The following is a 12,711-nucleotide window of genomic DNA, read 5'->3' as shown; positions in this document are numbered from 1 at the left end:
TGGCTGGATTCGACGAGATGCTGAACGGAAGCGACGGCGTACGTGCTCCCTATCGCCGTTTCCAATCCTGGTACGAGAAGCAGGTGCCGGCGACGCTTGCCGCCAAGGCCGGCGAGGCCGAAAGCTTTTTTCGTCGCACCGGCATCACTTTCAACGTCTACGGAAAGGAGGAGGCCGCCGAACGGCTGATCCCGTTCGATCTCGTGCCGCGCATCATCTCGGGCTCGGAATGGTCGGTCCTCGCCGAAGGCATCGAGCAGCGCGTTCGCGGCCTCAACGCCTTCCTCGACGACATCTACCACAATCAGGAGATCGTGAAGGCCGGCATCGTGCCCGAGCGCCTGATCGAGGGCAACGAAGCCTTCATCCCGCAGATGGTCGGCTTCCGGCCGCCCGGCGGGGTCTACACGCACATCATCGGCGTCGACATCGTGCGCACGGCCGAGAACCAGTTCTACGTCCTGGAGGACAATGCGCGGACCCCGTCCGGCGTGTCCTACATGATCGAGAACCGGGAAACGATGATGCAGATGTTTCCCGAGCTTTTCGCGCAGAACCGCGTGCGGCCGGTCGAGACCTATCCGCGGCACCTTCGCCGCTCACTCCAGGCGACGGCCCCGTCCGCGACGACCGGCGTTCCGCGAGTCGCGATCCTGACGCCCGGCATCCACAACTCCGCCTATTACGAGCATGCCTTCCTCGCCGACCAGATGGGCGTGGAACTCGTCGAAGGATCGGACCTCAAGCTCATCGACGGGCGTATCGCGATGCGCACGACCGAGGGCTACCTGCCGATCGACGTCCTCTACCGCCGGGTCGACGACGCCTATCTCGATCCCCTCTCCTTCAAGCCGGACTCGCTTCTCGGCGTCCCCGGCATCATGGAGGTCTACAAGAACGGCGGAATCACCATCGCCAACGCGCCCGGCACCGGCATCTCCGACGACAAGGCGATCTACTCCTACATGCCGGCGATCGTGGAGTTCTACACCGGCCGAAAGGCAATCCTCGAGAACGTCCCGACTTGGCGCTGCGCCGAAGCGGACAGCCTCGCCTACGTGCTCGAGCACCTTGCCGAACTGGTGGTGAAGGAGGTGCACGGTTCCGGCGGCTACGGGATGCTGGTCGGCCCGGCCGCCTCGAAAGCCGAACGCGAGGCATTCGCCGCAAAGCTGCGCGAGCGGCCCGGCAACTACATCGCCCAGCCGACGCTCGCCCTGTCGACGGTGCCAATCCTGACCGAAAAGGGGCTGGCGCCGCGCCATGTCGACCTGCGACCCTTCGTGCTGGTGTCGGACACCGTGAAGATCATCCCGGGCGGGCTCACGCGCGTCGCCCTCACCGAGGGCTCGCTGGTGGTCAATTCGAGCCAGGGCGGGGGCACAAAGGATACCTGGGTTCTGGAGGACTGACGGAAACGACGCCCCGCCTCCCCCATCGAACTGCTCACCAAGGATCGTCGACCGCCCATGCCTCTCCTCGGACGTACCGCCAACGGCCTTTTCTGGATGCAGCGCTACATCGAGCGCGCCGAGAACATGGCGCGCCTTCTCGATGCCGGCCTGCGCTTGTCGCTCACCAACCTGTCGGCGGAGCCCGACGAGTGGCAGTCCGTCCTGGTGTCGGCGGGCGTCGAAAGCGGCTACCTTGCCAAGTATCCAGAATACGATCCCGAGCACATCATCGACTATATGCTGCGCGACCTCGACAATCCGTCGAGCGTCCTGTCCTCGATCGGCGTGGCGCGCACCAACGGTCGCATGGTCCGCACCGCCCTGACGCGCGAGACGTGGGAGGCGCTGAACGAAAGCTGGATGATGCTGCGCCAGCGCCTGTCCCGCCCCGTCGAGGACCTGCCCGCCCTCCTCGATTTCGTGAAGGCGCGCACGGCGCTGATCCGCGGCACGTTCTACGGCACGATGCTGCGCAACACGATCTTCGACTTCTGCAACCTCGGCACCTTCGTCGAGCGGGCTGACAACACCGCGCGCATCCTCGACGTGAAATACTGGGTGCTCCTGCCGGAGCACTCCTCGATCGGCTCGTCGCTCGACAACTACCAGTGGGGCTCGATCCTCCGTTCGGTCTCGGCGCTGCGCTCCTATGCCTGGGAATACGACGCCGACTTCCGGGCGATGGACATCATCGACTTCCTCCTTCTGAACAAGCGCATGCCGCGCTCGCTCGCCTATTCCTACCGCTGCATCAACGACAGCCTGGACTTCCTCGCGCGCGCCTACGGTGTCGAGCACGACTGCCACGCCACGGCCCGCGCGATTGCCGCGCGGCTGGAGGACCGGTCGGTGAAGGAGATCATCGACGGGGGACTGCACGAGTTCCTGGAGACGCTGATCGTCGAGAACAATCGCCTCTCCAACGAGATCGCACGCTCCTACAGCTTCTACTCCTGAGGCGTCCCGTGCGGCCCGAAAGCCGCACCCGGAATATGTTCGTCGGAGCCCACTTGCCCGCGCGACTGACGCCGGGGATACCGCTTGTCCGATGGTTGGAGAACGCCGGACGCGGCGTGAAAGCGGAGACTGCAACGTGACCTATTGCGTCGGGCTTCTCCTGAAGCGTGGCCTCGTCTTCATGTCCGACACGCGCACCAACGCGGGCATCGACAACATTTCCGTCGTGACCAAGCTCCGGTCCTGGAACGTGCCGGGCGAGCGGTTCCTGACCCTGCTGAGCGCGGGAAACCTGGCGACGACGCAATCGACGATCTCGCTTCTGGAGGAGCGCGGCCTTGCGCCCGCTCAGCGCAAGTCGGCCCTTCTCAGTCAGCCTTCCATGTTCCAGACGGCCAAGCTGATCGGCGAGACCTTGCGCGAGGTCATCTCCTACACCTCCGACAGCGGACAGGAGGCGAGCGGCCGTTTCTCCGGCAGCTTCATTCTGGGCGGGCAGATCGCGGGCGGCCAGCCGCGCCTGTTCATGATCTATCCGGAAGGCAACTTCATCGAGGCCGGCCCGGACAACCCGTTCTTCCAGATCGGCGAGCACAAGTACGGCCGGCCGATCCTGGTGCGGACCTACGATCCCGACATGCCGCTGGAGGACGCGGTGAAGCTCCTCCTCGTGTCGTTCGATTCGACCATCAAGTCGAACCTCTCGGTCGGGCTGCCGATCGATGTGCAGGTCTACGAGACCGACAGCCTGCAGGCCGGTTTTCGGCAGCGGTTCGACGACCGCGATCCCTACTACCGGACGATTTCGGACGGCTGGTCCGATGCCCTGAAGTCGGCCTTCGAGAGCCTGCCGCCGTTCGTGCCGACACGTCGCGACGCTTGAACGCAGCCTAACGAAGAAGCCCCTTCGCCGCGAGGTCGGCGAGGTGCGCCTGCCAGAGCGCATCCTTCTCGGTGCCGAGCCGGTCGAGATAGGACCAGGTGAAGAGCCCGGAGTCGTGCCCGTCGTCGAAGACGATGCGCACCGCATAGTGGCCGATCGGACGGATGTCGCTGATCGCGACCTCGCTCTTGCCGGCGACCGTGACCCGCTGCTCCGGCGAATGCCCCTGCACTTCGGCGGAGGGCGAGAGGACGCGCAGCATCTCCGCGGTGAGTTCATGGCGCCGCCCGTCGGCGTAACGAAGCGTCAGGAGGCGGCGGTCGCGCGAGACGGCCAACTGTTCGGGTGCGGTCACGCCAGTCATGGTCTGCGTCCGTTCTCGTCCTCGTTCGGGTTGACCCCATGCACCCCCGAAGCCACATTCACAAGGCAAGGCAACGAGAAGGGGGCGGTTTTCCGCCCGGCGACATGCTCGACATCCCAACCGTCCAACGTGCAGCGCCGTCCAAGGCGGGGCTGGTCGATCCCTTCGGTCGGCATGTCACCTATCTCCGCGTCTCGGTCACCGACCGCTGTGATTTCCGCTGCGTCTACTGCATGGCCGAAGACATGCAGTTCCTGCCCAAGCGCGATCTTCTGACACTCGAGGAGCTCGACCGGATCTCGTCCGCCTTCGTGGAACGGGGCGTCAAGCGCCTTCGCCTGACGGGCGGCGAGCCGCTCGTCCGCCGCAACCTGATGCAGTTGGTCCGACGGCTGTCGCGTCACCTTGAGAGCGGCGCGCTGCAGGAGCTGACGCTCACCACCAACGGGTCGCAACTGGCGAAGTTCGCCGACGAACTCGCGGACTGCGGCGTCCGCCGCATCAACGTCTCGCTGGATACGATGGACCCCGAACGCTTCCGCCGCATTACCCGGCGCGGCGACTTCGCCACGGTCATGGACGGCATCCGCGCGGCCCAGGCGGCGGGCATCCGCATCAAGCTGAACGCCGTGGCGCTAAAGGGCGCCAATGAGGACGAACTGTCCGAGATGGTGCGCTGGTCGCACGGACAGGGCATGGACCTGACGCTGATCGAAACCATGCCGCTCGGCGAGATCGACGAGGACCGTACCGACCGCTACCTGCCGCTGAGCGTGGTGCGCGAGCGACTGTCGCGGGAGTTCACGCTCTCCGACCTGCCGGAGCGGACCGGGGGACCGGCCCGCTACGTCTCGGTCACGGAAACCGGCGGCAAGCTCGGTTTCATCACCCCGATGACCCACAACTTCTGCGAAGGCTGCAACCGCGTCCGCCTTACCTGCACCGGCACGCTCTTCATGTGCCTCGGGCAGGAGGACGCGGCCGATCTGCGTTCGGTGATGCGTTCCAGCGAAAGCGACGAGGCTCTGCACCGCGCCATCGACGCCGCGATCGCGCGCAAGCCGAAGGGCCACGATTTCGTGATCGATCGAACGACCAGCCGACCCAGCGTCTCGCGGCACATGAGCGTGACCGGCGGCTGAATTCATTCGTCGGAACCGAACGGGGCGCTGCGCATTTTCGCCGCAGTAGAACCTTGTGAGGACTGGAGAGAGACATGACGTCCACCTGGAAAACCGCGCTGGTGCTCGGCGCTGCGACCCTGACCATGGCCGGCTGCACCACGACCGAGCGCACCGTGGGCGGTGCGGTGATCGGCGGTACGGGTGGCGCCGTGATCGGTAACGCGATCGGTGGCTCGGGCGGCGCTGTGATCGGCGGTCTGGCCGGCGGTACGACCGGTGCGCTCGTCGGCCGCGATATGGGTCGCCGCGACCGCGGATATTCCCGCTACTGATCGAGTTTCACGCTCGTCTGAAATCACCCCGCAACATGCGTTGCGGGGTCATTTTTTAATGGACGTCTTTGGTGGTGAGCACCTCGCCAAGCCGCTACGGACACGTTACGCCTGACTGACGATTCGTCCGGTTCCGTTCCGTGTCCTCTGCTTCTGTCCGCTTCGCATCGCTCGGCGCCAACCTGCAGGCGAGCATCCTGATGACGCTGTCGATGGCGACCTTCGCCACAAACGACATGCTGACCAAGTTCGCCACGCAATCGATCGAGCCGGTCCAGATCATGGCCGTGCGCGGTGTGATGGCGTCGCTCCTGCTGTTCCTCTTCGCCCACTGGCGAAAGGCTGCCCTGTCCTTTTCAGTCCTGCGCGAACCTGCGGTTCTGGTTCGCGCCTTCGCCGACATCTGCACCACGCTGACCTATCTGAACGCCCTGCGGCATCTGCCGCTCGCCAACACTGCCGCGATCTTCCAGGCGCTGCCTCTGACGATCACCCTTGGCGCCTTTCTGTTCCTCGGCGAAAGCGTGGGTTGGCGTCGTTGGAGCGCGATCGCGGTCGGCTTCGCGGGCGTCCTCGTCATCCTCGCGCCGGGAGTGGACGGATTCAACGTCTACGGGCTGTGGGTGCTGGCTTCCGTCGTCTTCGCAGCCATGCGCGACTTGGCGACCCGTCGGATGCCTCCGAATCTGTCGTCGCCACAGATCGCGCTCGTGACCTCGATCGCCGTGACCCTCACCGGCTTCGCGTTTTTGCCCGTCGTCGGCTGGCGACCGATGTCGGGATCGGTCTGGATCATTCTCGTGTTCGCTTCGATGACGTTGGCCTGTGGCTATGCCTTGATCGTCGCGGCGGTGCGCCTTGGCGAAATGAGTTTCGTCGCGCCGTTCCGCTACACGATCCTCCTGTTTTCCATCATCCTCGGCATGTTGGCCTTCGGCGAGCGCCCGACGGCGCGCGAGACGCTGGGCTCGCTGATCGTCGTCGGCAGTGGCCTCTATACCCTCCATCGGGAGGCGCGCCGACGACCCGCCAGCAGCGCCGCGTGAGTGGGACCGCACCGATCGTCATCGGCCTGATTTTTGCAGGAGGCCGGTCGTCGCGGATGGGGCCGGGCCAGCCAAAGCCTCTCCTTTGCATAGGCGAACGCAGCATGATCGGTCGGGTGGCCGACCGTCTGCGGCCGCATGTCGCCGAGCTTCTGGTCGCGACCGATCGGCCGGACCTCTACGCCGGTCTCGATGCGGGCTGCCTTCGGGATCATGTGCCGGGCTACGCCGGCCCGCTGGCCGGACTCCAGACCGGCGCGCGCCACGCCTTGGCCACCCAATCTCGCGACGCGCGCCTCCTCAGTGCGCCATCGGATACGCCCTTCCTTCCTGAGGACTTCGTGCCCCGCCTTCTCGGGGGAACGCGCAGCGAGAGGTTACGGGTCGCATCGTCGAGCGGACGCTTGCATCCCGTCTGCGCCCTGTGGCCGGCGGTCGCGCTCGAATTTCTCGCCGACCAGCACCTCGATGCTCAAGCCGCGCCATCGCTTCGATCCGTGATGGAACGCTTTGACGTCGAGGAAGTCCCATTCCCTTCGTCTCCCGCGGCGCCGGGCGGCGATCCGTTCTTCAACGTCAACACCCCAGACGACCTTGGCCTGGCGCGGGAATTTGCGCTTTCTCGGGGATGAGGCGCCGCCGTTGCTGTCGGACGGGTTGCCAAAATTGACGGAAACGGCAACATCGCCCTTTCGAGAAGCATGCTCAGAAGGCAGGCACGGTCTATTTCGGCTCGGCAGGATACCCAAGGCCCATGACAAAGATTCAGAACCTCCTGGCAGCCGTCGCGCTGACCGCCCTCGTCGCCGCTCCCGCCGCGGCGCAGGAGAGCGATGCGAACAAGACCTGGTCCGAAGTCCGCATCGGCTCGGAGGGCGCTTATCCTCCGTTCAACTACCTCGACGCATCGGGCAAGCTGCTCGGCTTCGACATCGACATCGCCAATGCGCTCTGCGACCAGATGAAGGTGACGTGCACCTTCGTGACGCAAGACTGGGACGGCATGATCCCCGCCCTCCAGAACAACCGCTTCGACGCGATCATCGCTTCGATGTCGATCACGCCGGAGCGCTCGCAGCAGGTGCTCTTCACCAACAAGTACTACAATTCTCCGGGCGCGCTGGCCGTACCGAAGGACTCCGACATTGCCGACACGAGTGCCGCTTCGCTCGCCGGCAAAGCGATCGGCGCACAGGGTTCGACGACCCACGCGCAGGCCGTTCAGAAGTTCTTCCCCGATGCCGACGTGCGCGTCTATCCGACTGCGGAGGAGTACAAGCTCGACATCGAGAACGGTCGCCTGGATGCCGTCAGCGACGACGTGGTGGTGTTGACGCAGTGGCTCGAGAGCCCGGCGGGCGCCTGCTGCAAGCTTCTCGGTACGCTCCCCGTCGATGAGTCTATCTACGGGCCGGGAGCCGGCATCGCGCTTCGCAAGGGCGACGAGAAGCTAAAGAAGATGTTCGACGACGCCATCGTCGCCATCCGCGAGAACGGCACTTACAAGACGATCAACGACAAGTACTTCAAGTTCGACGTCTACGGCGGCTGATCGAGGTCGTCCGAGTTCGCGCCGGACCCGCGCCATCGTGCCGGGCCCGGCGCTCTTGTCTTCCAGCGTCGGCGGGTTGCGATCGGCAGATGGACTATCTTTCGCTACTCGCCTACGGCGACACCGGCTGGGGTGATGAGATCGCCCGCGGCGTGATCGTCACCGTATCGCTGGCTCTGGCGACCCTTCCCTTCGGCCTCCTGCTCGGGCTCGGGCTCGCTCTCGCCAAGCGCGGCGAGGACCCTGGACTGCGGCTCTCCGCCGACATCTACACCACCCTGTTTCGTGGCCTTCCCGAGCTCCTGACACTCTTCCTGGTCTACTACGGCGGCCAGAACCTCCTGAATGCGGCCACCGGTGCGCTCGGCCTCGGCCAGTGGACACTGTCGAGCTTCGTATCCGGAATGGTCGCGCTCGGCCTCGTGTTCGCGGCCTACTCGTCCGAAGTCTTCCTGTCGGCCTTCCGCGCCATCCCCGATGGCCAGTGGGAGGGCGCCAAGGCGCTCGGTCTGCCGCACCGGCGGATCCTGTGGCTGGTGATCCTGCCGCAGCTTCTGCGCATCAGCCTTCCCGGCCTCTCCAACGTCTGGCTGAACCTCCTGAAGGATACGGCGCTCGTGTCGGTGATCGGCCTTGCGGACATCATGCGCGAGACCGGCGTCGCGGCGCGGGTGACGCGCGAGCCGTTCTTCTTCTTCGTATTCGCTTGCGTCCTCTATCTCGTCCTGACCCTCGTGTCGGCCGTCGGTCTGCGGCGGCTCGAACTTTGGACCAAGCGCGGCGAGGTGGCGCGATGAGCCTGGCACCTCCTCCCGTCCGCCGCCCTCGTCCCGGAGTGACCGGCCTTCTGACGCTGGGGCTCTGGGCAGTCGGCGGCGTCGCCCTTCTGGTCTATCTCGTCCGGGCCTGGAACCCAGACCTCATCGCGACCTACGGTCCGGTGTACCTTAGGGGCCTCTGGACGACGCTGACGATCGTCACCCTGTCCTACGTGCTCGGGGCAGTCCTGTCCGTGCCGATCGCGGCGGGCCGCATGGCTCGGAACGGGCTCGCGCGCGGCGCCGCGTTCTCATACGTCTCGTTCTTCCGCGGCACGCCGCTGATCGCGCAGGTCTTTTTGATCTACTACGGCTTCGGCACGTTCCGGTCAGCTTTCGAGATGGTTGGCCTTTGGTGGTTCTTCCGAGACGCCTGGTATTGCGCGATCTTCGCGCTCTCTCTCAACACGGCCGCCTACCAAGCTGAAATCCTGCGCGGCGCGATCCAGAGCGTGGCGCAAGGACAGTGGGAGGGCGCCCGGGCGCTCGCCCTACCCCGCAGCGTCACGATCCGACGCGTGATCGCACCGCAGGCGATGATCGTCGCCCTGCGACCCTATGCGAACGAGTTCATCCTCATGGTCAAGGCGTCGGCGATCGTCGCGATCATCAGCGTGTTCGATCTGTTCGGCGAAACGCGCCGCGCGTTCTCGCGCAGCTTCGATTTCCAGACCTATGTCTGGGCCGCGATCTTCTATCTCGCGCTCGTCGAGATCGTCCGTCGCCTTACCAACCTTGCCGAGTCGCGGCTGACGCGGCACCTCCAGCGCTGACACTGGAGAAGCGCTCCGGCCCCTTGGCCTAGGTGTTCAGTCCCGGCATCTGGTGGATTGGATTGACGATGAACCGGTCTGGCTCCGAGGTCCAGATTTTGGCGATGTATTCGTAGGGTGTGAGACCGCCGAGCGTCTTCAGCCGACGGCCGAAGTTGTAGGCCGCCATGAAGTCGGCGAGATGCGTTCGAAGCTGATCGTGGCTCTCGTAGTGGAAGCGTTTGACAGTGGCATCCTTGATCGTGCGGTTCATCCGCTCGACCTGACCGTTCGTCCACGGATGGTTCGGCTTGGTCAGCCGATGCTCGATACCGTTTTCCTCGCAGATCATGTCGAAGCGTATCTGCCGGGACCAGGCGGTGTTACGGTTGCGCGGCTGCTCGGCGAACTGGATGCCGTTGTCCGTCAGGATGGTGTGGATCCGATACGGCACGGCTTGCAGCAGCCGCTCCAGGAACTCCCAGGCCGTTTTCCTGTCCGCCTTGTCGACTAGCTGGGTGACGGCGAATTTGCTTGTCCGATCAATGGCCACGAACAGGAAGAGCTTGCCTTCGCCGGTCTGCACCTCGGCAATGTCAAGGTGGAAGAAGCCAGTCGGATAACGTTTGAACTGCTGCCGCTTCGGCTTGTCGCCTTCCACATCCGGCAATCTGGATATGCCATGCCGCTGAAGACATCGGTGCAGCGCTGACCGGGTCAGATGTGGGATCGTCGGCTGTAGCGCGTAGAGGCAGTCATCCAACGGCAGCAGCGTGTGTCGTCGAAACGCGACGACCATCGCCTCCTCGGCCTCGCTCAGTGTCGTCGATCGCGGCTCCTTCGGCCCGGTCTTCATATCCTCCAGGGTCTGGCGTTTGCGCCACTTGGCCACCGTCTTCGGATTGATGCCGAGCTCCCGGCTCAGCGTCGCGAGCGAAGCTTGCGATCGCTGTATTGCTGCTCGGATGGCGTGCGTGGTCGTGGCGCTGCCGTGACGAACCTGTCCCATAGGGCCTCCTTCCATTCCATGGAGAGGATCACACCATCAAACCCTGGGATCAAATACTTAGGTGGCTGGTGCGGCTCCTCTCAGAAAGAGCTCCACGGCATACTGGGTGCGGAGCGCGATGGCATCCGCCCCATCCGTCTTGGGGACGCCGTAGATGCTGGCACGGATATCGCCGCCGCAGATCGCCTGGACGAACTGGTTGGCAAGGAACTCCGGTGGCATGTCGCGAACTTCTCCGCGTTCGCGGGCCCGGGCGAAGACGTTCGTCAAAGCGACGATGATCGGTCGCAGGACACGGCTCTCCGAATAGTCCGCCAGTTCGGGATGCCGATGCCCTTCGGCAGCGAGAAGCCGAAAGAGCGAGATCGTCCGCGGGGCGAACGTGTTGGTTCGCAGCCAGACGGCGATCTGGGGAAGGACCTCCGCGATCGGGCCTGTCTGTGTCTCCAGAACCCGCAAGGCGTCGTAGTTGAACAGTATCTGGTGGTGCAGCGCCGCCTCGAACAGACGCTGCTTGGACGGAAACCGATCGTAGAGCGTCCGCTTCGACGTGCGGGCCTCGGCTGCGACCGAGTCCATGCTCGTCGCACTGTAACCGGCTTCGAGGAACTGGCGGAAGGCGATTTCGAGGATCGTATGCGACAGACCGGCCGCGGCCGTCTTGGTCGGGCGTCCCCGCCGCCGCTCGGCTCCCACGGTCTGGTTCGGCCCGTCGCCGACACTGTGATGCGTCGTTTCTCCCCCGTCCACCAAGGTGCCTTTCCCGCTCGAATTGAAACGCCGATCAACTTCTCGCCACGCCCGTTCCCGAATTTCGGATACGAGGCCTTGCGTCCTCTCCGTGATCATTCTCTACCCGTCTGCGATCAGGCAGCTGAACACTGTTGTACAGCTAAACTTTTCGCAGTGTTCGGCAAACGGAGGGACGTTCGAATGGTTGCAACCAGCTTCATCGGCATGGGTGTCATGGGCTTCCCTATGGCCGGCCATCTGGCGGCGAAGGGTCACGACGTCACCGTGTACAACCGTAGCGCCGGCAAGGCCGATGCGTGGGTCGGGAAGCACGGCGGCCGGAGCGCATCGACACCGCGCGAAGCGGCACATGAGGCCGACATCGTCTTCGTCTGCGTCGGCAACGACGACGACGTGCGCTCCGTCATCTACGGCGAGGACGGGGCCATGGCCGGCATGAAGGCCGGAGCGATCCTCGTCGACCACACGACGGCATCCGCCGAACTCGCCCGCGAACTGGAGACGGCCCTGCGCGACAAGGGCCTCCGCTTCCTCGACGCGCCGGTATCCGGCGGACAGGCAGGGGCGGAAAACGGCGTCCTCACCGTGATGGTCGGCGGCGAGGCCGACACGTTCGAGGCGGCGCGCCCGGTCATCCAGGCCTACTCGCGAATGATCGGCCTGATGGGGCCCGCTGGCTCCGGCCAGCTGACCAAGATGATGAACCAGATCTGCATCGCGGGCCTCGTGCAGGGGCTGTCGGAAGCCGTGCATTTCGGCCAGCGGGCCGGTCTCGACATCTCCAAGGTCGTCGAGGTGATCTCCAAGGGCGCGGCGGGCTCCTGGCAGATGGAGAACCGCCACAAGACGATGGACGAAGGCCGCTACGACTTCGGCTTCGCGGTCGAATGGATGCGCAAGGACCTCGGCATCTGCCTCGCCGAGGCCAAGCGCAACGGCGCCTCACTCCCTGCGACTGCGCTGATTGACCAGTTCTACGCCGAGGTCGAAGCCATGGGCGGCAAGCGCTGGGACACGTCCTCGCTGCTCGCGCGCCTCAACCGCTGAAACGTCCGGCCGGCGGGAGGGGTCAGCTCTCCCGCTGGTCCTTGTCCAGCACGAGATAATCGAGCGGAAGCTCGGTCGTGTACTTGATCTGCTCCATCGCGAACGCCGAGGAGACGTCGCGGATCTCGATCCTGGCGATCAGCCGCTTGTAGAACGAATCATAGGCCGCGATGTCGGGCACGACGACACGCAGGAGATAATCGACGTCGCCGCTCATGCGGTAGAACTCGATGACCTCGGGAAACTCCTGAACCACCTCGGAAAAGCGCTTCAGCCATTCCACCGAATGCGAACCGGTCCGCACCGACACGAAGACCGTCACCCGCGCGTTGACCTTGACCGGATCGAGGACCGCGACGCGCCGGACGATGACGCCTTCCTCCTCCAGCTTCTGGATGCGGCGCCAGCACGGCGTCGTGGACAGCCCGACGCGCTTTGCGACGTCGGCGACCGCCAGCGTCGCATCTTCCTGCAGGAGCCGAAGAATCTTCTTGTCGAGCCTGTCCAAGCCGTTTCCCCTTCCGGGCAGACCGAGGCGCCCGGCGACCCCTCGCCGCCATCTTGCCGTCGATCCACGATCTTTCGCGGTTTCTTAAGCCAATTCTTTAAGTTTTCCGCAA

At 64.7% G+C, this 12,711-nt stretch carries 15 protein-coding genes; 11 read left to right on the top strand and 4 right to left on the bottom strand.

The window, feature by feature from the left end:
- Positions 1 to 17: 17 nt before the first annotated feature.
- From ACLNGM_RS12430 to ACLNGM_RS12420, 3 genes are all read left to right on the top strand, one after another.
- On the top strand, positions 18 to 1,412 hold the full coding sequence (locus ACLNGM_RS12430; protein ID WP_416358439.1) for a circularly permuted type 2 ATP-grasp protein: 1,395 nt from the start codon (positions 18 to 20) through the stop codon (positions 1,410 to 1,412).
- Between the two features lie 57 nt (positions 1,413 to 1,469).
- A complete protein-coding gene (locus ACLNGM_RS12425; protein WP_416355154.1) occupies positions 1,470 to 2,411 on the top strand; it encodes an alpha-E domain-containing protein in 942 nt (313 codons plus the stop codon).
- A gap of 136 nt (positions 2,412 to 2,547) precedes the next feature.
- Entirely contained in the window at positions 2,548 to 3,294 is a 747-nt protein-coding gene (locus ACLNGM_RS12420; RefSeq protein ID WP_090960268.1) for a proteasome-type protease, read from the top strand.
- Between the two features lie 7 nt (positions 3,295 to 3,301).
- On the opposite strand, the gene ACLNGM_RS12415 is transcribed toward ACLNGM_RS12420, so the two are convergent.
- Positions 3,302 to 3,658, bottom strand: coding sequence for a gamma-butyrobetaine hydroxylase-like domain-containing protein (locus ACLNGM_RS12415; RefSeq protein ID WP_090960270.1), 357 nt, complete (start codon positions 3,656 to 3,658; stop codon positions 3,302 to 3,304).
- A gap of 104 nt (positions 3,659 to 3,762) precedes the next feature.
- Between ACLNGM_RS12415 and moaA the strand changes: the two genes are divergently transcribed.
- From moaA to ACLNGM_RS12380, 7 genes are all read left to right on the top strand, one after another.
- Complete coding sequence (gene moaA / locus ACLNGM_RS12410; protein WP_416355153.1) at positions 3,763 to 4,800, top strand: GTP 3',8-cyclase MoaA; 1,038 nt, start codon at positions 3,763 to 3,765, stop codon at positions 4,798 to 4,800.
- Positions 4,801 to 4,874: 74 nt separating this feature from the next.
- The gene (locus ACLNGM_RS12405) at positions 4,875 to 5,114 is read left to right on the top strand and encodes a YMGG-like glycine zipper-containing protein (RefSeq protein WP_090960276.1); all 240 of its coding nucleotides are present in this window, start codon (positions 4,875 to 4,877) and stop codon (positions 5,112 to 5,114) included.
- A gap of 140 nt (positions 5,115 to 5,254) precedes the next feature.
- The gene (locus ACLNGM_RS12400; protein ID WP_416355152.1) at positions 5,255 to 6,160 is read left to right on the top strand and encodes a DMT family transporter; all 906 of its coding nucleotides are present in this window, start codon (positions 5,255 to 5,257) and stop codon (positions 6,158 to 6,160) included.
- Between the two features lie 56 nt (positions 6,161 to 6,216).
- Positions 6,217 to 6,792 carry a molybdenum cofactor guanylyltransferase gene (gene mobA, locus ACLNGM_RS12395; RefSeq protein WP_090960282.1) on the top strand — a complete coding sequence of 192 codons (576 nt, stop codon included), beginning with the start codon at positions 6,217 to 6,219 and terminating at the stop codon, positions 6,790 to 6,792.
- Between the two features lie 122 nt (positions 6,793 to 6,914).
- Positions 6,915 to 7,712: an ABC transporter substrate-binding protein gene (locus ACLNGM_RS12390; RefSeq protein ID WP_416355151.1), complete on the top strand. Its 798-nt coding sequence runs from the start codon at positions 6,915 to 6,917 to the stop codon at positions 7,710 to 7,712.
- Between the two features lie 89 nt (positions 7,713 to 7,801).
- On the top strand, positions 7,802 to 8,509 hold the full coding sequence (locus ACLNGM_RS12385; RefSeq protein ID WP_416355150.1) for an ABC transporter permease: 708 nt from the start codon (positions 7,802 to 7,804) through the stop codon (positions 8,507 to 8,509).
- Positions 8,506 to 9,303 carry an ABC transporter permease gene (locus tag ACLNGM_RS12380; protein ID WP_416355149.1) on the top strand — a complete coding sequence of 266 codons (798 nt, stop codon included), beginning with the start codon at positions 8,506 to 8,508 and terminating at the stop codon, positions 9,301 to 9,303. Before ACLNGM_RS12385 ends, ACLNGM_RS12380 begins: the two co-directional genes overlap by 4 nt.
- Positions 9,304 to 9,331: 28 nt before the next feature.
- Here ACLNGM_RS12380 and ACLNGM_RS12375 read toward each other — a convergent pair whose 3' ends face one another.
- Positions 9,332 to 10,291 carry an IS481 family transposase gene (locus ACLNGM_RS12375; protein ID WP_416355148.1) on the bottom strand — a complete coding sequence of 320 codons (960 nt, stop codon included), beginning with the start codon at positions 10,289 to 10,291 and terminating at the stop codon, positions 9,332 to 9,334.
- 57 nt (positions 10,292 to 10,348) lie between these two features.
- Positions 10,349 to 11,041, bottom strand: a complete 693-nt coding sequence (locus ACLNGM_RS12370; RefSeq protein WP_416358438.1) for a TetR/AcrR family transcriptional regulator — start codon at positions 11,039 to 11,041, stop codon at positions 10,349 to 10,351.
- Between the two features lie 183 nt (positions 11,042 to 11,224).
- Here ACLNGM_RS12370 and ACLNGM_RS12365 point away from each other — a divergent pair, with 183 nt between their 5' ends.
- On the top strand, positions 11,225 to 12,091 hold the full coding sequence (locus ACLNGM_RS12365; RefSeq protein WP_416355147.1) for an NAD(P)-dependent oxidoreductase: 867 nt from the start codon (positions 11,225 to 11,227) through the stop codon (positions 12,089 to 12,091).
- Positions 12,092 to 12,113: 22 nt separating this feature from the next.
- Here the strand turns inward: ACLNGM_RS12365 and ACLNGM_RS12360 are convergent, their stop codons facing one another.
- On the bottom strand, positions 12,114 to 12,599 hold the full coding sequence (locus ACLNGM_RS12360) for an Lrp/AsnC family transcriptional regulator (protein ID WP_090960301.1): 486 nt from the start codon (positions 12,597 to 12,599) through the stop codon (positions 12,114 to 12,116).
- Positions 12,600 to 12,711 lie beyond the last annotated feature (112 nt).

It is taken from the genome of Aureimonas phyllosphaerae, assembly GCF_047943035.1.
GTDB lineage: Bacteria > Pseudomonadota > Alphaproteobacteria > Rhizobiales > Rhizobiaceae > Aureimonas > Aureimonas phyllosphaerae.
This window is presented reverse-complemented; position numbering and strand designations above follow the sequence as displayed.